Source organism: Pseudomonas sp. TH04, assembly GCF_016651355.1.
In the GTDB taxonomy this organism is placed as follows: domain Bacteria; phylum Pseudomonadota; class Gammaproteobacteria; order Pseudomonadales; family Pseudomonadaceae; genus Aquipseudomonas; species Aquipseudomonas fluorescens.
On sequence record NZ_JAEKEA010000001.1, the window covers coordinates 5,465,296 to 5,485,100 of the forward strand.

Consider the following 19,805-nt stretch of genomic DNA (forward strand, 5'->3'; position numbering starts at 1 on the left):
GAGATTTAAGTCATGGCAGAAGCAGTCGTGGACAACGTACCCGCCAAGACAGACGGCAAGCCGCCGCTGTTTGGTTTGTCGTTCCTGGAAAACCTCTCCGAAATGACCATGTTGCGTCAGGTGGGCCTGATGGTCGGCCTGGCTGCCAGCGTGGCGATTGGTTTTGCCGTGGTGCTGTGGTCGCAGCAACCTGATTACCGCCCGCTGTACGGCAGCCTGGCCGGCATGGATTCCAAGCAGATCATGGAAACCCTGGCCGCCGCCGACATCGCCTATACCGTAGAACCCAACTCCGGCGCGTTGCTGGTCAAGGCCGATGACGTCGCCCGTGCACGCATGAAGCTGGCCGCCGCCGGCGTGACGCCGTCCGACAGCAACATCGGTTTTGAAATCCTCGACAAGGACCAGGGCCTGGGTACCAGCCAGTTCATGGAAGCCACCCGCTACCGTCGTGGCCTGGAAGGCGAGTTGGCGCGCACCATCTCAAGCCTCAACAACGTCAAGGGCGCCCGCGTGCACCTGGCGATTCCGAAGAGCTCGGTGTTTGTCCGTGACGAACGCAAGCCGAGCGCCTCGGTGCTGGTCGAGCTGTTTTCCGGGCGTTCCCTGGAGCCTGGCCAGGTGCTGGCGATCATCAACCTGGTGGCCACCAGCGTTCCCGAACTGAGCAAATCGCAAATTACCGTGGTCGACCAGAAGGGCAACCTGCTGTCGGACATGGCAGAAAATTCTGCGCTGACCCAGGCCGGCAAGCAGTTCGATTACAGCCGTCGCATGGAAAGCATGCTCACCCAGCGCGTGCATAATATTTTGCAGCCGGTGCTCGGCAACGACCGCTACAAGGCTGAAGTGTCTGCCGACGTGGACTTCAGCGCGGTCGAATCGACCTCTGAACAGTTCAACCCGGACCAGCCGGCCCTGCGCAGCGAGCAGTCGACCAGCGAACAACGCACCGCCAGCAATGGCCCGCAAGGTGTGCCGGGTGCCCTGAGCAACCAGCCGCCGGCACCGGCTTCGGCGCCGCAAACCACGGGCGGCGCTGCCGCGACCGCCGCTGCGATTCAGCCTGGCCAGCCATTGTTGGACGCCAACGGTCAGCAGATCATGGACCCGGCCACCGGCCAGCCGATGCTCGCGCCATACCCGGCGGACAAGCGTAACCAGTCGACCAAGAACTTCGAGCTCGACCGTTCCATCAGCCACACCAAACAGCAGCAGGGCAAAATCAATCGCCTGTCGGTGTCGGTGGTGGTCGATGACCAGGTCAAGGTCAATGCCGCTGACGGTGCGGTGACCCGTGCGCCGTGGAGTGCCGACGAATTGGCGCGCTTCACTCGCCTGGTACAGGACGCCGTTGGTTTTGACGCCAGCCGGGGTGACAGCGTCAGCGTGATCAACATGCCGTTCTCGGTCGAGCGTGGCGAAGTCATCACCGACCCTGCGTTCTACACACAGCCGTGGTTCTGGGACATCGTCAAGCAAGTGCTGGGTGTGTTGTTCATCCTGGTGCTGGTGTTCGGCGTGCTGCGTCCGGTGCTCAACAACATCACCGGCCACGGCAAGAAGCAGCTTGCCCTTGCAGGAAGCGACGTCGAGTTGGGTGGCATGGGCGGCCTGGACGGCGAACTGGCCAACGACCGCGTCAGCCTGGGCGGCCCGCAAAGTATTCTGTTGCCAAGCCCGAGCGAAGGCTATGACGCTCAGCTGAATGCAATCAAGAGTCTGGTAGCAGAAGACCCGGGCCGTGTGGCTCAGGTCGTGAAAGAGTGGATTAACGCAGATGAATGATCGAGCCGCTGTTGCCAAGCTCACCAAGGTCGATAAAGCCGCAGTCCTGCTGCTGTCTTTGGGTGAGACCGACGCCGCACAAGTGCTGCGCCACATGGGCCCCAAAGAGGTTCAGCGCGTGGGCGTGGCCATGGCGCAGATGCGCAATGTGCACCGTGAGCAAGTCGAGCAGGTGATGAGCGAGTTCGTCGAAATCGTCGGCGACCAGACCAGCCTGGGCGTCGGTTCCGACAGCTATATCCGCAAGATGCTCACCTCGGCCCTCGGCGAAGACAAGGCCAACGGCCTGATCGACCGCATCCTGCTGGGCGGCAACACCAGTGGCCTGGACAGCCTGAAATGGATGGAACCGCGCGCCGTGGCCGACGTGATCCGCTACGAGCACCCGCAGATCCAGGCCATCGTGGTTGCCTACCTCGACCCGGACCAGGCCGGTGAAGTGCTCGGCCACTTCGACCATAAAGTGCGCCTGGACATCATCCTGCGCGTGTCGTCGCTGAACACGGTGCAGCCGGCCGCGCTGAAAGAACTCAACACGATTCTCGAGAAGCAGTTCTCGGGCAACTCGAATGCCTCGCGTACCACCCTGGGTGGCATCAAGCGCGCGGCCGACATCATGAACTTCCTCGACAGTTCGGTCGAAGGCCAGTTGATGGACTCGATCCGCGAGATCGACGACACCCTGTCCGGCCAGATCGAAGACCTCATGTTCGTGTTCAACAACCTCTCCGATGTCGACGACCGTGGTATCCAGGCGTTGCTGCGTGAGGTGTCGTCCGACGTTTTGGTGCTGGCCCTCAAGGGTTCGGACGAAGGCGTCAAAGAGAAGATCTTCAAGAACATGTCCAAGCGCGCGTCCGAACTGTTGCGCGACGACCTGGAAGCCAAAGGCCCGGTACGCGTCAGCGACGTGGAAACCGCCCAGAAGGAAATCCTCACCATTGCCCGCCGTATGGCCGAAGCCGGAGAAATCGTTCTCGGCGGGAAGGGCGGCGAAGAAATGATCTAAGGCGCTGCGCATGTCGAACAAAGATGAGACGCCCAGCGATCTGATTCGCGCGCGGGATGTCGGCGGGTTCGACATCTGGTCGTTGCCCAGTTTCGACCCGCATGTGCCGGAGCCGGAACCTGCGTATGTCGAAGAGCCGCCTGCGCAAATGGAAGAGGTGCCGCTGGATGAAGTCCAGCCACTGACCCTTGAAGAATTGGAAGCCATCCGTCAGGAGGCCTACAACGAAGGCTTTGCGGCGGGTGAAAAAGACGGTTTTCGCAGCACCACGCTGAAGGTGCGCCAGGAAGCCGAAGAGGCCTTGAGCGTCAAGCTGGCCAGCCTGGAACGCTTGATGGGCAGCCTGTTCGATCCTATCGCCGAACAGGATTCGCAACTGGAAAAAGCCATGGTCGGCCTGGTTGAGCACATCGCTCGCCAAGTGATCCAGCGCGAACTGGTGCTCGATTCCAGCCACCTCGAAAGCGTGATGCGCGAAGCCCTCAAGCTGCTGCCCTTGGGCGTCGGCAATGTGCGCTTGTACATCAACCCCCAGGATTTCGAGCAGGTCAAAGCCCTGCGCGAGCGCCACGAAGAAACCTGGCGCATCGTCGAGGACGCGGCGCTGCTGCCCGGCGGTTGCCGCGTCGAGACCGAACACAGCCGCATCGATGCCACGGTGGAAACCCGCATCAGCCAGATCATGGCCAAGCTCTTCGATCAACTCCATGAACAGGCCCTGCACCCGGCCGAGCCTGACCTGAGCGTGGACCTGGACGCCCCCGATGCGCCTTGATCGCACCAGTTTCGCCAAGCGCCTGAGCGGCTACGCCGAGGCCACCGAGTTGCCTGGCCAGCCCGTTCTCGAAGGGCGCCTGCTGCGCATGGTCGGCCTGACCCTCGAAGCCGAAGGCCTGCGCGCCGCCATGGGCAGCCGCTGCCTGGTGATCAATGACGACAGCTACCACCCGGTGCAGGTCGAAGCCGAAGTGATGGGCTTTTCCGGCAGCAAGATTTTCCTGATGCCGGTCGGTAGCCTGGCGGGCATCGCCCCCGGTGCCCGTGTGGTGCCGCTGGCCGACACGGGCCGCCTGCCGATGGGCATGAGCATGCTCGGCCGTGTGCTCGACGGCGCCGGTCGCGCGCTGGACGGCAAGGGCGGCATGAAGGCTGAAGACTGGGTGCCGATGGACGGCCCGACCATCAACCCGCTCAACCGCAACCCGATCAGCGTGCCGCTGGACGTGGGCATTCGCAGCATCAACGGTTTATTGACGGTCGGTCGTGGCCAGCGTCTGGGCCTGTTTGCCGGTACCGGTGTGGGTAAATCCGTGCTGCTCGGCATGATGACGCGCTTTACCGAGGCCGACATCATTGTGGTCGGATTGATCGGCGAGCGCGGCCGTGAAGTGAAGGAGTTCATCGAGCACAGCCTCGGTGAAGAAGGCCTCAAGCGCTCCGTTGTCGTCGCATCCCCGGCCGATGATGCACCGCTGATGCGCTTGCGCGCCGCCATGTACTGCACGCGTATCGCCGAATATTTTCGCGACAAGGGCAAGAACGTCCTGTTGCTGATGGACTCGCTCACGCGTTTCGCTCAGGCCCAGCGGGAAATCGCCCTGGCCATCGGCGAACCGCCCGCCACCAAAGGCTACCCGCCGTCGGTGTTTGCCAAGCTGCCCAAGCTGGTCGAGCGCGCCGGTAACGCCGAGGCCGGCGGCGGTTCGATCACCGCGTTCTACACCGTGTTGTCCGAAGGTGATGACCAGCAGGACCCGATTGCCGACTCGGCGCGGGGCGTGCTCGACGGCCACATCGTGCTGTCGCGGCGGCTGGCCGAAGAAGGGCATTACCCGGCTATCGATATCGAAGCGTCGATCAGCCGGGTGATGCCGGCGGTGGTCACGCCGGAGCACATGGCCCGCGCGCAACATTTCAAACAGTTGTGGTCGCGTTATCAGCAGAGCCGCGACCTGATCAGCGTCGGCGCGTATGTGGCCGGTGGCGATCGCGAAACCGACCTGGCGATTGCCTTGCAGCCGCAATTGGTGACCTACCTGCGCCAGGGCCTCAACGACAAGATCAGCATGGGTGAAAGCGAAGCGCACCTGGGCTCGATCTTCGCTCCTGCACCCGGCGGCTAAGCCATGGCCAGTAGCCGTTCGTCGCGCCTCGCGCCGGTGGTGGACATGGCTGAAAAAGCCGAGAAAGCCGCTGTCCAGCGCTTGGGTTACTTCCAGGGCCAGGTGCGCCTGGCGGAAAGCAAACTGGGCGACCTGGAGCGCTTTCGTGGCGAATACCAGCAGCAGTGGATCGAGCGCGGCAGCAAGGGCGTGTCCGGCCAGTGGCTGATGGGCTACCAGGGCTTTCTCAACCAGCTGGAAACCGCCGTCGGCCAACAGCGCCAGAGCCTGGCCTGGCACCAGAACAACCTCGATAAGGCCCGTGAAAGCTGGCAAGCGGCGTTCGCCCGGGTTGAAGGTTTGCGCAAGCTGGTGCAGCGCTATATCGACGAAGCGCGGGCGATCGAAGACAAGCGCGAGCAAAAGTTGCTTGATGAGCTGTCACAGCGCCTGCCCCGCCAATCACAGTATTAGTGACCACCGCTCCACGGTAGGAGCGGGCCGGCCAGCTGCCACATTTGACGCGCCGTGTTGCCCATCGCCGGTTCACCTGCTAAACCTTGTTGCACATAGCCAATGACAAGGAAGCAGTCGCATGTCAATTGAGTCAGAAGTATCCCTGGATGGGACGAAGTTGACGATTACAGTCAAGGGCCGATTCGATTTCGGTAGCCACCAGAAATTTCGCGATGCGTATGAGCGCTTCTACAAGGTGCCCGAGGTCTACGTGGTGGACTTGAAGGACACCACTTACATGGACAGCTCGGCCCTGGGCATGCTCCTGCTGTTACGTGACCATGCCGGTGGCGACAGTGCCGAGGTGCAGGTGGTCAACAGCAACTCCGATGTGCGCAAGATCCTCGGTATCTCCAACTTCGACAAACTGTTCGACATCAGTTGAGCAGCCTGGCCCCCGTGCTTGAGCCGCTGACGATCCTGATCGCCGAAGACAGTGCGGCCGATTTGCTGTTGCTGTCGACCATCATCCGGCGTCAGGGCCATCAGGTGCTGACGGCGACTAATGGTGCGCAAGCCGTCGACGTGTTTAGCCGCGAGCGTCCGCAACTGGTGTTGATGGATGCCCTGATGCCGGTGATGGACGGCTTTGAAGCGGCGCGCCGAATCAAGCAGCTGGCCGGGGAGGCGTTGGTGCCGATCATCTTTCTCACCTCGCTGCGTGAGAGTGAAGCCCTGGCCCGCTGCCTGGACGCCGGCGGGGATGATTTCCTGCCCAAGCCTTACAACCCACTGATCCTGGCAGCCAAGATCAATGCCATGGACCGCCTGCGCCGCTTGCAGGCCACGGTCTTGCGCCAGCGTGACGTGATCGCCAGGCACCATGACTACCTGCTGCATGAGCAGCGGGCGGCCAAGGCGGTGTTCGATAAGGTGGCGCATTCCGGCTGTATCAACGCGGCGCCGAACATTCGCTACCTGCAATCGCCGTATGCGTTGTTCAACGGCGACCTGCTGTTGGCGGCGTACACCCCGTCGGGTGACATGCACGTGTTGCTCGGTGATTTTACCGGCCATGGTCTGCCGGCGGCTGTCGGCGCCATGCCCCTGGCGGAAGTGTTCTACGGCATGACGGCCAAGGGCTACGGCCTGGCGCAAACCCTGCGGGAGATGAATGCCAAGCTCAAGCGTATTCTGCCGGTGGACATGTTCTGTTGCGCCACACTGATCTGCCTGAGTGCCCAGCAGCGCGTGGTGGAGGTGTGGAACGGCGGCATGCCCGAAGGCTATGTGCATGAGATCGCCACGGGCAAGCGCACGCCGTTGGTGTCGCGGCATCTGCCGTTGGGCGTGCTGTCCGCCGAAGCGTTTGATGACAGCACGGAAGTCTGGCCGATGGTGTTGGGCGACCGGGTATTTTTACTCTCCGATGGCGTACTGGACACCGCCGACGCTAATGACCAGCTGTTCGGTGTCGAGCGCTTGCAGCAAGTGTTTGCCACCAACCGCAAGCCTGACCGTCTGTTTGAGGATATTGAACAGGCCCTGGCGGCATTTCGGGGTGAGGCGCGCGATGACGTCAGCATGGTCGAGATCACCTTGCAGGCCGGCCAGCCGCTGCGTGCGGCGGAGCCCCTGTATGCCGACAGCGGCCAGGCGAGCCCGCTGGATTGGGCGGTGAGCTTCGAGTTTCGCGCACAGGCGCTCAAAAGCTACAACCCGCTGCCGTACCTGCTGCAACTGCTGCTGGAGGTCCACGGCCTGCGTGAGCAGAGTGGGGCGCTCTACAGTGTGATGGCCGAGCTGTATTCCAATGCGCTGGAGCATGGCGTGCTGGAACTGGATTCGCGGCTCAAGCGTGATGCGCAGGGCTTCGCCGAGTATTACCACCAGCGCAATCAGCGCCTCATGCAGTTGAACAGTGGTTATGTGCGTGTGCACGTACAGGTGGTGCCGACCCCCATGGGCGGCAAAATGACGCTGCGCATCGACGACAGCGGTCCCGGGTTTGACGTGGAGCAGGTGCTGGCGCGGCCGCTGGATGTCGACCGTCTGTCTGGCCGTGGTTTGAGTCTGGTGCGCCAACTGAGCAGCGCTGTACGCTGGTCCGATGGTGGGCGCAGCGTGTGCGTGGAGTTTTGCTGGGGGGCTCTGGCATAATCCGCCGATTCTTGATCAAGGAGCGAACAAGTGCTTGAGATTCATCTGGACCCTGATGTGTTGTCGGGTTTGCAAGAGGTTATGGAGAGCGAGTACCCCAAGTTGCTCGATACCTTTCTTGACGATTCGCAAAAGCGTGTCGAGGCGTTGCGCAAGGCGCGTGACGATGCCAAGGCGCTGGGGCGGATTGCGCATAGCTTCAAGGGCAGCAGTGGCAATCTGGGCGCGGTGCGCTTGGCAGAGCTGTGTCGCCGACTGGAAGACGGCTCTGCCGAGCCTTTTCGAGTGGACCTCGGTGAGCTGGTCGATGAAATCGACCAGGAGTTCGCGCTGGTCCGGCCTTTGTACGAGCATGAGCGCCAGCGGTTTCAGCTTTGACTGACGGGCTTCGCAAAACGTGGCCCGACTCTTGCTATATTACCTCTGACTGCATCCCCGACCCCCAATGCAGTGGAGACCTTTAACTATGCCAGTCGCCCAGAATTCGCTCCTTCAGGCTGCCCCAGCGGCCAAGCCTCAAGCGCCTGCCGCCGCCCCCTCGGTAGCGGCTGCGGACCCACGGGACAAGGGCCCTGGCTTCGCTCAAGTGTTTGCCAACCAAGCTGCCAAACCGACGCCGAAGGTCGACGTCGCACCGGCCAAACCCATGCGCGACAAGTCTTCCGACACCAGCACCAAGCCTGTGACGGGTAACGATAAACCTGCCGTCAGCTCGCCGGCCGTTGCCGATAGCGGCAATACCTTGCCTGCCAAGCCGGCCGCCAGCTCCGACAGCGGCAGCAGTGCCAGCAATCAAGACGACAAACCCAGCGACCCGTCCGTGGCGCAGCAACCTCCGGTTGATCCCGTCGTTGATCCGGCATTGATGGCCACGGTCGTCCCCGTTGTCGTGCCTGCCCCCGTGCAAACGCCGGCGCCGGTGGCCGCTCAGGACGAGAATGCCCAGCCCGTCGTCGCGGCACCGGTTGCAGCCACGGATGAGGCCAAGCAACCTGCGTTCGACCCTGCGGCCGACCCACTGGATTCGATGCCGGCCGTGCGCCTGGCCATGGAGCAGGGCGGTCACGTCTCGGCCAGCAGCCAGACGCCGCAGAAAACCGCGCCGACGACTCAGGACCCGCTGACCTCTGCGCAGAATTTTGCTGCCGGCCTTGCGACTATGGTTGACCAGCAAGCCACCAAGGACAGCACTGACCAAGGCGGCGACAAAGCCTTCAGCGGGCTGATCGACGGTGGCCTCAAGGATTTGAAAGACGCCAGCAGTGATACCCGTGTCGATGACTTCGCCAACCGCTTGGCCGCGCTGACCCAGGCCGCCACGCCGAAAACCGCGAATGCCTTGCCACCCGTGGCCAATGCGCCGCTGGCCATGCACCAGAGCGGCTGGACCGAGGAGGTGGTCAACCGTGTGATGTACCTGTCCAGCGCCAACCTCAAATCGGCAGAGATCCAGTTGCAGCCGGCCGAGCTGGGGCGCCTGGATATCAAGGTCAACATGACGGCGGACCAGCAGGCCCAGGTCACCTTTATGAGTGGCCATGCGGTGGTGCGTGAAGCGCTGGAAAGCCAGTCCGGGCGTTTGCGCGAAATGTTTGCCCAGCAGGGCATGGGGCAGGTCGACGTCAACGTCTCCGATCAATCCCGTGGATGGCAGGGGCAAGGGCAGGAGCAACAGCAGCAGAACCAGGCTCGCGGCATAAGCGGCAGTGGCGGGCGTGGTGAGGGTGGTGACGCGGGTGAGCATGCTGAAGTGGCTGCGGCAGTTGCGCCAGTGACCCAGACCATCGTCGGCTCCAGTGCCGTTGATTACTACGCCTGATTCCAGCCCCTCGCAGCTTTAAATGTGGGAGCGGGCTTGCTCGCGAAAGCGCAATGTCAGTCAAAGGATTCATCGACTGACCCACCGCATTCGCGAGCAAGCCCGCTCCCACAGGGACCTGTGGTGTTGCATCTATCCCCGATCAGCTGACAACTCTGGCATAACACTTGCTCTTGCCTTTCCGTAGATCTACGAATCCCCGAATAGTGACGGATTATTGGCATGGCGAAGAGCGACGACGCAGCAACACCACCCGCAAGCAAGGGCAAGCTCAAGCTTATCCTGCTGATTGTGCTGGGCCTGCTCCTGGCCATCGGCGCGTCGGTGGGCGGTACCTGGTACATCATGCACAGCAGTGCAAGCAAACCGCCCCCTGCCGCTGAAACTGCCACCAACGCCAAACAACCGGCAATCTTCGAACCGATGCTCCCGGCCTTTGTCGCCAATTTCAACCAGAATGGCCGTCAACGCTACCTTCAGGTGAGTATCACCTTGCTGGCGCGTAACCAGGCGGACCTGGATGCCCTCAAGGTGCACATGCCGGTGATCCGCAACAACCTGGTGATGCTGTTCTCCGGGCAGAGCTTCGAAAGCCTGGCCACGCCGGTCGGCCAGGAAATGCTGCGCCAGAAGGTCACTGCCAGCGTGCAGGAAGTGGCCCAGAAAGAGCTTGGCAAAGTCGTGGTCGAGCAGGCGCTCTTCACTAACTTCGTATTGCAGTAGGATCACGAGATGGCCGTGCAAGACCTGCTGTCCCAGGATGAAATTGACGCGCTGTTGCATGGCGTCGACGATGGTCTGGTACAGACCGAACTGAGTGCTGAACCTGGCAGTGTCAAAAGTTATGACCTCACCAGCCAGGATCGTATCGTCCGCGGACGCATGCCGACCCTGGAAATGATCAACGAGCGTTTCGCCCGTTACACCCGTATCAGCATGTTCAACATGCTGCGCCGTTCGGCGGACGTGGCGGTGGGCGGTGTGCAGGTGATGAAGTTCGGCGAGTACGTGCACTCGCTGTACGTGCCGACCAGCCTCAACCTGGTCAAGATCAAGCCGTTGCGCGGTACCGCACTGTTCATCCTCGACGCCAAACTGGTGTTCAAGCTGGTGGACAACTTCTTTGGCGGCGACGGCCGTCACGCGAAGATTGAAGGCCGTGAATTCACCCCGACCGAATTGCGCGTCGTGCGCATGGTGCTCGAGCAAGCCTTCATCGACTTGAAGGAAGCCTGGCAGGCGATCATGGAAGTCAATTTCGAGTACATCAACTCGGAAGTGAACCCGGCCATGGCCAACATCGTCGGCCCCAGCGAAGCGATTGTGGTGTCCACCTTTCACATCGAACTCGATGGCGGTGGCGGCGACCTGCACGTGACCATGCCGTACTCAATGATCGAACCGGTGCGCGAGATGCTCGACGCCGGTTTCCAGTCCGACCTGGACGACCAGGACGAGCGCTGGGTCAAGGCGCTGCGCGAAGACCTGCTCGACGTCGACGTACCTTTGAGCGCCACCGTGGCCCGTCGCCAGCTGCGTTTGCGCGATATTTTGCACATGCAGCCGGGCGACGTGATTCCGGTGGAATTGCCGGAAGAGCTGATCATGCGCGCCAATGGCGTGCCGTCGTTCAAGGTCAAGCTCGGCTCCCACAAGGGCAACCTGGCGTTGCAAGTGATCGAGCCGATCAACCGTCGCTGATCCGCCCCTATTTATTGATGAATGTTTGCTCCGCCGAGGACATGTAATGGCTACCGAACACGAAAATACTTCCGCCGAAGACCAGGCCCTGGCTGACGAGTGGGCTGCGGCCCTGGAAGAAACCGGCGATGTTGGCCAGGACGATATCGACGCGCTGCTGGCCGCCGACGCCGCCAGTGCACCGGCCGGCAAACGCTTGCCCATGGAAGAATTCGGCAGCGTGCCGAAGAACAACGACCCGGTGACCCTCGACGGCCCGAACCTGGATGTGATCCTCGACATTCCGGTATCGATTTCCATGGAAGTCGGCAGCACCGAAATCAACATCCGTAACCTGCTGCAACTCAACCAGGGTTCGGTGATCGAGCTCGACCGCCTGGCCGGTGAGCCATTGGACGTGCTGGTCAACGGCACGCTGATCGCCCATGGCGAGGTGGTGGTGGTCAACGAAAAGTTCGGCATCCGCCTGACGGACGTGATCAGCCCGAGCGAACGCATCAAGAAGTTGCGCTGATATGAAGTATTCGCTGGCGGGACTGTTTCTGGCGCTGCCATTGAGCGCCCTGGCGGCTGAGCCGGTCGCGCAAGCGGCGGCTGCGGCGCCCGTGGTCAGCAGTGGCATCGGCGGGCAGTTGACCCAGCTGGTACTGGGCCTGTTGCTGGTGGTCGGGTTGATTTTTGTGCTGGCCTGGCTGATGCGCCGCGTACAGCGCATCGGCCCGGGTAATGGCCAGGTGATCGAGATGATCGGCTCGCGCGCCCTCGGCCCGCGTGACCGGCTGGTGCTGGTGCAAGTCGGCGAGGAGCAGATTTTGCTCGGCATCACGCCTGGCCGCATCACGCCGTTGCACGTGCTCAAGTCGCCGGTTGAAGTGGCCAGGACCGAGGCCGCCACGCCAGAATTCGCCCAGCGCCTGATGGAGTTGCTGGGCAAGGATCAGAAGGATAAGAAGTAATGCGCGTTTTATTGACGCTCATGCTGTTGCTGGCCGCGCCGCTGGCGTTCGCGGCCGACCCGTTGTCGATCCCGGCAATCACGCTGGGCACCAACGCCGCCGGCGCCCAGGAATATTCGGTCAGCCTGCAGATCCTGCTGATCATGACCGCGCTGAGTTTTATTCCGGCGTTTGTCATGCTGATGACCAGCTTCACGCGGATCATCATCGTATTTTCGATTTTGCGTCAGGCCCTCGGCCTGCAACAGACGCCGTCGAACCAGATCCTCACCGGCATGGCGCTGTTTTTGACGCTGTTCATCATGGCGCCGGTGTTCGACAAGGTGAACCAGCAAGCGCTGCAACCGTATCTGGCGGAAAAACTCACCGCGCAGGACGCGATCGACAAGGCTCAGGGCCCGATCAAGGACTTCATGCTGTCGCAAACCCGCTCCAGCGACCTTGAGCTGTTCATGCGGTTGTCCAAACGCACCGACATCGCTACGCCGGATCAGGCGCCGCTGACCATCCTGGTGCCGGCGTTCGTCACCTCAGAATTGAAAACCGCGTTCCAGATCGGCTTCATGATCTTTATTCCGTTCCTGATCATCGACCTGGTGGTGGCGAGCGTGCTGATGGCCATGGGCATGATGATGCTGTCGCCGCTGATTATTTCGTTGCCGTTCAAGATCATGCTGTTTGTGCTGGTGGACGGCTGGGCGCTGATTATCGGCACGCTGGCCAGCAGTTTCGGCGGAGTGTAGGCCAATGACCCCAGAAGTAGCGGTCGACCTGTTCCGTGAAGCGTTGTGGCTGACCACTATGATGGTCGCCGTGCTGGTGGTGCCGAGCCTGTTGGTCGGCCTGCTGGTGGCGATGTTCCAGGCCGCGACGCAGATCAACGAACAAACCTTGAGCTTCCTCCCGCGTTTGCTGGTGATGCTGATCACCCTGATTGTCGCCGGCCCGTGGCTGGTGCAAACCTTCATGGAATACATCCTGCAGTTGTACGGCAGTATTCCGCAGTTGATCGGCTGACCCCATGCAATCTGTGCTGGCATTGACCGACACCCAGATCAGCACGTGGGTGGCGTCTTTCATCTTGCCAATGTTCCGCGTCACGGCGGTGCTGATGACCATGCCGGTGTTCGGCACGACGCTGGTTCCGCGGCGTATCCGTTTGTATTTCGCCTTTGCCATCACCGTGGTGATCGTGCCCGGCCTGCCGCCGATGCCGCCGGTGAATGCCCTGGACCTCAGTGCGTTGCTGCTGATTGCCGAGCAGATCCTGATCGGTGCGCTGCTGGGCTTCTCGTTGACGTTGTTCTTCCAGGCGTTTGTGATCGCCGGGCAAATCATCTCGATCCAGATGGGCATGGGCTTCGCGTCCATGGTCGACCCCACCAACGGCGTGTCGGTGGCAGTGATCGGGCAGTTTCTGACCATGCTGGTGACCTTGATCTTCCTGGCGATGAATGGCCACCTGGTGGTGTTCGAGGTGCTGACCGAAAGCTTCACGACCTTGCCGGTGGGCTCGGGGTTGGTGGTCAGTCACTTCTGGGAATTGGTCGGACGCATGAGTTGGGTGCTGGGCGCCTCGTTGTTGCTGGTATTGCCGGCGATCACTGCGCTGCTGGTGGTCAACATTGCCTTCGGCGTGATGACCCGCGCGGCGCCGCAACTGAACATTTTCTCGATTGGTTTCCCGTTGACCCTGGTGTTGGGCATGGGGATTTTCTGGGTCGGCATGGCCGACATTCTCAATCAGTATCAACCGCTGGCGACCGACGCCTTGCAGTTCTTACGTGACCTGGCACGAGCGCGCTGAGCCATGGCCGAGAGCGAGAGTGGTCAGGACAAAACAGAAGACCCCACGGAGAAACGTAAAAAGGACTCCAGGGAAAAGGGCGAGATTGCGCGCTCCAAGGAGCTCAACACCCTTGCCGTGATGCTCGCCGGGGCCGGCGGCCTGTTGATTTACGGCGGTGGTTTGGCGCTGGACATGATGGAGTTGATGAAGCTCAACTTCTCGCTGCCCCGCGAAGTGCTGCTCAGCCCCGGCGCCATGGGCCAGTACCTGCTGCACTCGGGCAAAATCGCGATCCTGGCGGTGCAGCCGGTGCTGATCACGCTGTTGCTGGCGGCCTTGATCGGGCCGGTGTCCCTCGGCGGCTGGTTGTTTGCCGCCGGCAGCATGGCGCCCAAGTTCAGCCGGATGAACCCTGGGCCCGGGCTCAAGCGCATGTTCTCCGCCAAGGCGCTGGCGGAGTTGCTCAAGGCGCTGGCGAAATTCATCCTGATCCTGTTTGTGGCGCTGACGGTGTTGTCCTCCGATATCGACGACTTGCTGCGCATTGCCCATGAGCCGCTGGAGTCGGCGATCATTCACAGCGTGCAGGTGGTGGGCTGGAGCGCGCTGTGGATGGCCTGCGGGCTGATCATCATCGCCGCCGTGGATGCGCCGATCCAGCTGTGGGAAAGCCACAAGAAACTGCTGATGACCAAGCAGGAAGTGCGTGACGAGCACAAGGACCAGGAAGGTCGCCCTGAGGTCAAACAGCGGATTCGCCAACTGCAGCGCGAAATGTCCCAGCGCAAGATGATGGCGGCGGTGCCGGATGCCGACGTGGTCATCACCAACCCGACCCACTACGCCGTGGCGCTCAAGTACGACCCGGAGAAGGGCGGTGCGCCGATGTTGCTGGCCAAGGGCAGCGATTTTACCGCGCTGAAAATCCGCGAAATCGCCGTGGCCAACGACATTTTGTTGCTGGAGTCGCCGGAACTGGCGCGGTCGATCTTCTACTCCACCGACCTCGATCAGGAAATCCCCGCCGGGCTGTACCTGGCCGTGGCGCAGGTGCTGGCCTACGTCTATCAGATCCGCCAATACCGTGCTGGCAAGGGCAAGCGGCCAGAACCGCTCAAAGACCTGCCGATTCCGCCGGATTTGCGCCGCGATTCCTGATCTTGGGCCGGTGGTGAGCGGCTTCCTGTGGCTAGCCCGCTGGTCACAAAAAGACCTGATCGGCACGATACTTTCGTCGCTCCCTCCGCTACCACCCGTCGCCAACCTCCGTCTACCTGTCAACTCTGACAGTAGTCAGCGCTGCCTTCCCGCGGTTTCATAGCACCACACTGCGTACAGGTTGTAAGAGATGCAGAGGGAGCAGTGATGGAAGCGGTAACAGGTACGATCAAATCTTATTGCCGAAAAAACGGACAAGGCGTGATTGCCCTTGATGACGGTGGCGAGCCGGTGCTGGTCGATCTCAAGAGTACGGCCGGAATTTTGCTGAAAACGGGGCAGCGGGTGAGATTTGCGAGGATCCATCGTCCCGCAGGTGTTTTTGCGTCCAACATCACAATTATCTAGCGACCCTGGGGCGTCGAACCAGAGTTCAGGAGGGCGGCAATGGCGACAGGTACTGTTAAGTGGTTTAACGACAGTAAGGGGTTTGGTTTTATTACTCAGGACGATAACGGCGCTGAAGTGTTCGTCCACTTTTCGGCAATTCAGGGCGACGGGTTCAAGACGCTCACGGAGAACCAAAAAGTGGAGTTCGAGGTTGAGAAAGGCCTGAAAGGGCCCCAGGCTGTGAATGTGCGCGTTGCGTGAAGATTCACTTGATCGTTCCCACCTGCGGGAACGATCTCTTATCTGATGTTCTGCCTAGAATTTGCCGGGTTCTGACTCGGGCGGCGGCCCCATGTCATCCAGCGCTCGCTCAGCCAACAACCGCGATACCTCAATCAACTGCGCAATGCCCAGTGCGCCTTCTCGCCGCGACCCTTCCAGATCAAAGGCGAAGTCGCAGGCCAGCGCGTGGGCGGACGCCAGGGTTTCGGTGAGGTTGACCAGCAGGTCTTCGGTGCTGATGCCGTCGATGACGGTGAAGAGCGCGGTGGGGGAATTTTGTGTGGTTTTGGACATGGCGTCGCTCCTTGGAAAGGAATAAGAGTTCTCCTTGATATTGCGAGCCGCGACGCCCGACCACTGCATTTGCAGCGGTGTACGGAGACTAGAGAGCGCGTTTCCTAGGGGCAACCTTAAAACCCTGCCGGAAATCTCGTCAGTGGCGGCGAGTTCACACAGATCCAAATGTGGGAGCGGGCTTGCTCGCGAAGGCGCTGTGTCAGTCGGCAATGTACTCGCTGAACCAGCGCCTTCGGGAGCAAGCTCGCTCCCACATTTGGATGGATTTACCCCCGCTAAGCGCGGTCGCTTTTGCGCTCATCTGAGCCTCAGAGCAAAAGTTGGAAGGCTTCTTGCAATACCGCCTTCAGGACGCTCTCCAGCGTCAAAACTTTGCTTCAAGGAACACGAGGAATACCGGTGGTAGATCGCTCTCAAATGCTCAGCACGGCCCGTGGCACCCTGACTGACCTGTCGCGGGGCAATCTGGGTGTGCCGTTGCTGTTGCTGGTGATGCTGGCAATGATGATGTTGCCGATGCCGCCGTTCCTGCTCGACGTCTTCTTCACGTTCAACATTGCCCTGTCTGTCGTGGTGCTGCTGGTCTGCGTGTATGCGCTGCGGCCGCTGGACTTTGCGGTATTCCCGACCATCCTGCTGATCGCGACCCTGCTGCGCCTGGCGCTGAACGTGGCGTCCACGCGGGTGGTGATGCTTCATGGTCAGGACGGCCACGCCGCCGCCGGTAAGGTGATCCAGGCCTTCGGTGAAGTGGTGATTGGCGGTAACTACGTGGTGGGTATCGTGGTGTTCGCGATCCTGATGATCATCAACTTCGTGGTGGTAACCAAGGGCGCCGGGCGGATTTCCGAGGTGAGCGCACGCTTTACCCTCGACGCCATGCCCGGCAAACAGATGGCGATCGACGCCGACCTCAACGCCGGCCTGATCGACCAGAACCAAGCCAAATCCCGTCGCCTGGAAGTGGCCCAGGAAGCCGAGTTCTACGGTTCCATGGACGGTGCCAGCAAATTTGTGCGCGGTGACGCCATCGCCGGCCTGCTGATTCTGTTCATCAACTTGATCGGCGGCATGGCGGTGGGCATCTTCCAGCACGGCATGACCTTCGGCGATGCGGGCAAGGTGTACGCCTTGCTGACCATCGGTGACGGTTTAGTGGCGCAATTGCCATCACTGTTGTTATCTACAGCTGCAGCCATCATGGTGACCCGTGCTTCGGGCTCCGAAGACATGGGCAAGCAGATCAGTCGGCAGATGTTTGCTTCGCCCAAGGCGCTGGCCGTGGCGGCGGGCATCATGGCGATCATGGGCATCGTGCCTGGCATGCCGCACGTGTCGTTCCTGAGCATGGCGGCCATGGCCGCTGGTGGCGCTTACCTGTTCTGGCGCAAGCAAAACCAGGTCAAGGTCCAGGCCCAGCAGGAAATCGCGCGCCAGCAGGAGCTGTTGCCGTCGCCGGCCCGCGCCCAGGAAACCAAGGAGCTTGGCTGGGATGACGTGACCCCGATCGACATGATCGGCCTGGAAGTCGGCTACCGCCTGATCCCGCTGGTCGACCGTAACCAGGGTGGCCAACTGCTCGCGCGGATCAAGGGTGTGCGCAAGAAGCTGTCCCAGGACCTGGGCTTCCTGATGCCCACCGTGCATATCCGCGACAACCTCGACCTGGCGCCCAGCGCCTATCGCCTGACGCTGATGGGTGTGATCCTCGCTGAAGCGGAGATTTACCCCGACCGCGAACTGGCGATCAACCCCGGCCAGGTCTTCGGCACGCTCAACGGCATAACCGCCAAAGATCCGGCTTTTGGCCTGGAAGCGGTGTGGATCGAAGTCAGCCAGCGCAGCCAGGCGCAGTCGTTAGGTTACACCGTGGTCGACGCCAGCACCGTGGTCGCTACCCACCTTAACCAGATCCTCTACAAGCACTCCCACGAGCTGATCGGCCACGAGGAAGTCCAGCAATTGATGGGTTTGCTGGCCAAAGCCTCGCCAAAATTGGCCGAAGAGCTGGTGCCCGGCGTGCTGTCGCTGTCGCAGTTGCTCAAGGTGTTGCAGGCATTGCTCGCCGAACAGGTGCCGGTGCGCGACATTCGCAGCATCGCCGAGGCCATCGCAAACAATGCCGCCAAGAGTCAAGATACTGCCGCTTTGGTGGCCGCGGTGCGCGTCGGGTTGTCCCGTGCAATCGTGCAAAGCATTGTAGGGGTTGAGTCTGAGCTGCCTGTTATCACCTTGGAGCCAAGGTTGGAACAAATATTGCTCAATAGTATTCAGAAGGCAGGACAAGGCCAGGAAGAGGGCGTTCTGCTGGAGCCAAGCATGGCTGAAAAACTGCAGCGTTCGTTGATCGAAGCCGCACAGCGTCAGGAAATGGCGGGTCACCCGGTGATTCTGCTGGTGGCGGGCCCGGTCCGAGCGATGTTGTCGCGGTTTGGACGTCTGGCAGTGCCGAATTTGCACGTTTTGGCTTATCAGGAAATTCCTGACAACAAGCAAGTGACTATTGTCGCGACAGTAGGGCCCAACGGCTGAGGTAGTGGGATATGCAAGTTAAGCGTTTTTTCGCCGCCGATATGCGTCAGGCCATGAAACTGGTACGTGATGAGCTGGGCGCCGATGCCGCGATTATCGGAAACCGTCGTATTGCCGGCGGCGTCGAGCTGACGGCTGCCCTGGATTACACCCCCTCGGCGCTGGCGCCGCGCGTACCGAACATGGAACTTGAGGACGAGCTGCGCAAGACCGCTTCGCGGATTGTCTCGGCCCAGGCTGAGCTGAGCATGCGTGGCGACAGCGACTCCAGCAACAGTCGCCAGTTGTTCGCCGGCCTGCCGCTGACCGCCGCCGAACCGCTGGTTGAGCCGACGTTCAAAGAACCGCCGCGTCCTGCCGCGCCAGCCCCGGCTGCTGCAGTTGACCAGCGCGTGTTTGATTCGATGCGCTTTGAACTCAATGGCCTGCGTGAGCTGCTCGAAGTGCAGCTGGGCTCGCTGGCCTGGAACCAACTGCAAGGCAGCAAACCGCACCAGGCCAACCTGTGGCGTCGCCTGCAACGTATCGGCCTGTCCGGCCCGTTGTCCCGCGACCTGTTGGCACTGACCGCTGAAGTCGAAGAACCTCGCCAGGCCTGGCGCATGTTGCTGGCGCACCTGGCACGCATGATCGCCACCCCGGAAATCGAACCGCTGGAAGAGGGCGGTGTGATCGCCATGGTCGGCCCGGCCGGCATGGGCAAGACCACCACCCTGGCCAAGCTGGCCGCGCGTTATGTGCTCAAGTACGGCGCGCAGAATATCGCGCTGGTGAGCATGGACAGCTACCGTATTGGCGCTCAGGAACAGCTTAAGACCCTGGGCCGTATCCTCAACGTGTCGGTGACCCACGTCGACGCAGGCCAGTCCCTGGCCAATGCGCTCGACCCGTTGCTGCGCAAGCGCGTGGTGCTGATCGACACGGCTGGCCTGCAAGCCAGTGACCCGGCATTGCGCATGCAGTTGGAAAGCCTGGCGGGACGTGGCATCAAGTCAAAAAATTACCTGGTGCTTGCAACCACCAGCCAGAAACAGGTTCTTACCGCTGCCTACCACAGCTACAAACGTTGCGGCCTGGCGGGTTGCATTCTGACCAAGCTCGACGAAACTGCGAGCCTGGGTGAAGTGTTGAGCCTGGCTATCAGTCATGAATTACCGGTTGCCTACCTGACCGACGGGCCGCGGATCCCGGATGATTTACATCTGCCGCGCCGTCATCAGTTGGTCAGCCGTGCTGTCAGCGTGCAAATGCAAGAAGAGCCTAGCGAGGAAGCGATGGCCGACATGTTCGCCGACCTTTACCACAACCCCGCAAAACGGGTGGGTTGAAGGGCAGGATGAACACCGTGAAAAGTATCTACATCGAT

At 61.2% G+C, this 19,805-nt stretch carries 22 protein-coding genes; 21 read left to right on the forward strand and 1 reads right to left on the reverse strand.

What is annotated here, in order from left to right; translation table 11 throughout:
- The first annotated feature begins 12 nt into the window (after positions 1–12).
- From fliF to JFT85_RS24680, 19 genes are all read left to right on the forward strand, one after another.
- Positions 13–1,788 carry a flagellar basal-body MS-ring/collar protein FliF gene (gene fliF, locus JFT85_RS24590; RefSeq protein ID WP_053257309.1) on the forward strand — a complete coding sequence of 592 codons (1,776 nt, stop codon included), beginning with the start codon at positions 13–15 and terminating at the stop codon, positions 1,786–1,788.
- Positions 1,781–2,797: a flagellar motor switch protein FliG gene (gene fliG / locus JFT85_RS24595; protein ID WP_053257308.1), complete on the forward strand. Its 1,017-nt coding sequence runs from the start codon at positions 1,781–1,783 to the stop codon at positions 2,795–2,797. The genes fliF and fliG overlap by 8 nt, the downstream gene beginning before the upstream one ends.
- A gap of 10 nt (positions 2,798–2,807) precedes the next feature.
- Positions 2,808–3,572, forward strand: coding sequence for a flagellar assembly protein FliH (fliH, locus tag JFT85_RS24600; RefSeq protein WP_053257307.1), 765 nt, complete (start codon positions 2,808–2,810; stop codon positions 3,570–3,572).
- Positions 3,562–4,920, forward strand: a complete 1,359-nt coding sequence (gene fliI / locus JFT85_RS24605) for a flagellar protein export ATPase FliI (RefSeq protein WP_053257306.1) — start codon at positions 3,562–3,564, stop codon at positions 4,918–4,920. The genes fliH and fliI overlap by 11 nt, the downstream gene beginning before the upstream one ends.
- 3 nt (positions 4,921–4,923) lie before the next feature.
- Positions 4,924–5,373, forward strand: coding sequence for a flagellar export protein FliJ (gene fliJ / locus JFT85_RS24610; RefSeq protein WP_053257305.1), 450 nt, complete (start codon positions 4,924–4,926; stop codon positions 5,371–5,373).
- Positions 5,374–5,494: 121 nt separating this feature from the next.
- Positions 5,495–5,800 carry an STAS domain-containing protein gene (locus tag JFT85_RS24615; RefSeq protein WP_053257304.1) on the forward strand — a complete coding sequence of 102 codons (306 nt, stop codon included), beginning with the start codon at positions 5,495–5,497 and terminating at the stop codon, positions 5,798–5,800.
- Positions 5,797–7,515, forward strand: coding sequence for a fused response regulator/phosphatase (locus JFT85_RS24620; protein WP_053257303.1), 1,719 nt, complete (start codon positions 5,797–5,799; stop codon positions 7,513–7,515). Before JFT85_RS24615 ends, JFT85_RS24620 begins: the two co-directional genes overlap by 4 nt.
- A 30-nt stretch (positions 7,516–7,545) precedes the next feature.
- Positions 7,546–7,893 (forward strand): Hpt domain-containing protein, encoded by a 348-nt coding sequence (locus tag JFT85_RS24625; protein WP_053257302.1) that lies wholly within the window; start codon positions 7,546–7,548, stop codon positions 7,891–7,893.
- 88 nt (positions 7,894–7,981) lie between these two features.
- Positions 7,982–9,334 carry a flagellar hook-length control protein FliK gene (locus JFT85_RS24630; RefSeq protein ID WP_073639063.1) on the forward strand — a complete coding sequence of 451 codons (1,353 nt, stop codon included), beginning with the start codon at positions 7,982–7,984 and terminating at the stop codon, positions 9,332–9,334.
- A 222-nt stretch (positions 9,335–9,556) separates the two neighbouring features.
- Positions 9,557–10,057, forward strand: a complete 501-nt coding sequence (gene fliL / locus JFT85_RS24635; RefSeq protein ID WP_201230597.1) for a flagellar basal body-associated protein FliL — start codon at positions 9,557–9,559, stop codon at positions 10,055–10,057.
- A 9-nt stretch (positions 10,058–10,066) separates the two neighbouring features.
- Complete coding sequence (gene fliM, locus JFT85_RS24640) at positions 10,067–11,035, forward strand: flagellar motor switch protein FliM (RefSeq protein ID WP_053257299.1); 969 nt, start codon at positions 10,067–10,069, stop codon at positions 11,033–11,035.
- 46 nt (positions 11,036–11,081) lie between these two features.
- Complete coding sequence (gene fliN, locus JFT85_RS24645; protein ID WP_053257298.1) at positions 11,082–11,549, forward strand: flagellar motor switch protein FliN; 468 nt, start codon at positions 11,082–11,084, stop codon at positions 11,547–11,549.
- A gap of 1 nt (position 11,550) precedes the next feature.
- The gene (gene fliO, locus JFT85_RS24650) at positions 11,551–11,991 is read left to right on the forward strand and encodes a flagellar biosynthetic protein FliO (RefSeq protein WP_053257297.1); all 441 of its coding nucleotides are present in this window, start codon (positions 11,551–11,553) and stop codon (positions 11,989–11,991) included.
- The gene (fliP, locus tag JFT85_RS24655) at positions 11,991–12,734 is read left to right on the forward strand and encodes a flagellar type III secretion system pore protein FliP (RefSeq protein ID WP_053257296.1); all 744 of its coding nucleotides are present in this window, start codon (positions 11,991–11,993) and stop codon (positions 12,732–12,734) included. Before fliO ends, fliP begins: the two co-directional genes overlap by 1 nt.
- A 4-nt stretch (positions 12,735–12,738) precedes the next feature.
- A complete protein-coding gene (fliQ, locus tag JFT85_RS24660; RefSeq protein WP_003214552.1) occupies positions 12,739–13,008 on the forward strand; it encodes a flagellar biosynthesis protein FliQ in 270 nt (89 codons plus the stop codon).
- A 4-nt stretch (positions 13,009–13,012) separates the two neighbouring features.
- Positions 13,013–13,798: a flagellar biosynthetic protein FliR gene (gene fliR, locus JFT85_RS24665; protein ID WP_053257295.1), complete on the forward strand. Its 786-nt coding sequence runs from the start codon at positions 13,013–13,015 to the stop codon at positions 13,796–13,798.
- 3 nt (positions 13,799–13,801) lie between these two features.
- On the forward strand, positions 13,802–14,938 hold the full coding sequence (gene flhB / locus JFT85_RS24670) for a flagellar biosynthesis protein FlhB (protein WP_053257294.1): 1,137 nt from the start codon (positions 13,802–13,804) through the stop codon (positions 14,936–14,938).
- Positions 14,939–15,145: 207 nt separating this feature from the next.
- Positions 15,146–15,346, forward strand: a complete 201-nt coding sequence (locus tag JFT85_RS24675; protein WP_053257293.1) for a cold shock domain-containing protein — start codon at positions 15,146–15,148, stop codon at positions 15,344–15,346.
- Between the two features lie 39 nt (positions 15,347–15,385).
- Complete coding sequence (locus JFT85_RS24680; RefSeq protein WP_053257292.1) at positions 15,386–15,589, forward strand: cold-shock protein; 204 nt, start codon at positions 15,386–15,388, stop codon at positions 15,587–15,589.
- Positions 15,590–15,643: 54 nt separating this feature from the next.
- On the opposite strand, the gene JFT85_RS24685 is transcribed toward JFT85_RS24680, so the two are convergent.
- The gene (locus JFT85_RS24685; RefSeq protein WP_053257291.1) at positions 15,644–15,904 is read right to left on the reverse strand and encodes a DUF6124 family protein; all 261 of its coding nucleotides are present in this window, start codon (positions 15,902–15,904) and stop codon (positions 15,644–15,646) included.
- A 420-nt stretch (positions 15,905–16,324) separates the two neighbouring features.
- Between JFT85_RS24685 and flhA the strand changes: the two genes are divergently transcribed.
- Together flhA and flhF are read left to right on the forward strand one after the other, a co-directional pair.
- The gene (gene flhA / locus JFT85_RS24690; RefSeq protein ID WP_053257290.1) at positions 16,325–18,439 is read left to right on the forward strand and encodes a flagellar biosynthesis protein FlhA; all 2,115 of its coding nucleotides are present in this window, start codon (positions 16,325–16,327) and stop codon (positions 18,437–18,439) included.
- An 11-nt stretch (positions 18,440–18,450) separates the two neighbouring features.
- Entirely contained in the window at positions 18,451–19,767 is a 1,317-nt protein-coding gene (gene flhF, locus JFT85_RS24695; RefSeq protein WP_053257289.1) for a flagellar biosynthesis protein FlhF, read from the forward strand.
- The last annotated feature ends 38 nt before the right edge of the window (positions 19,768–19,805 follow it).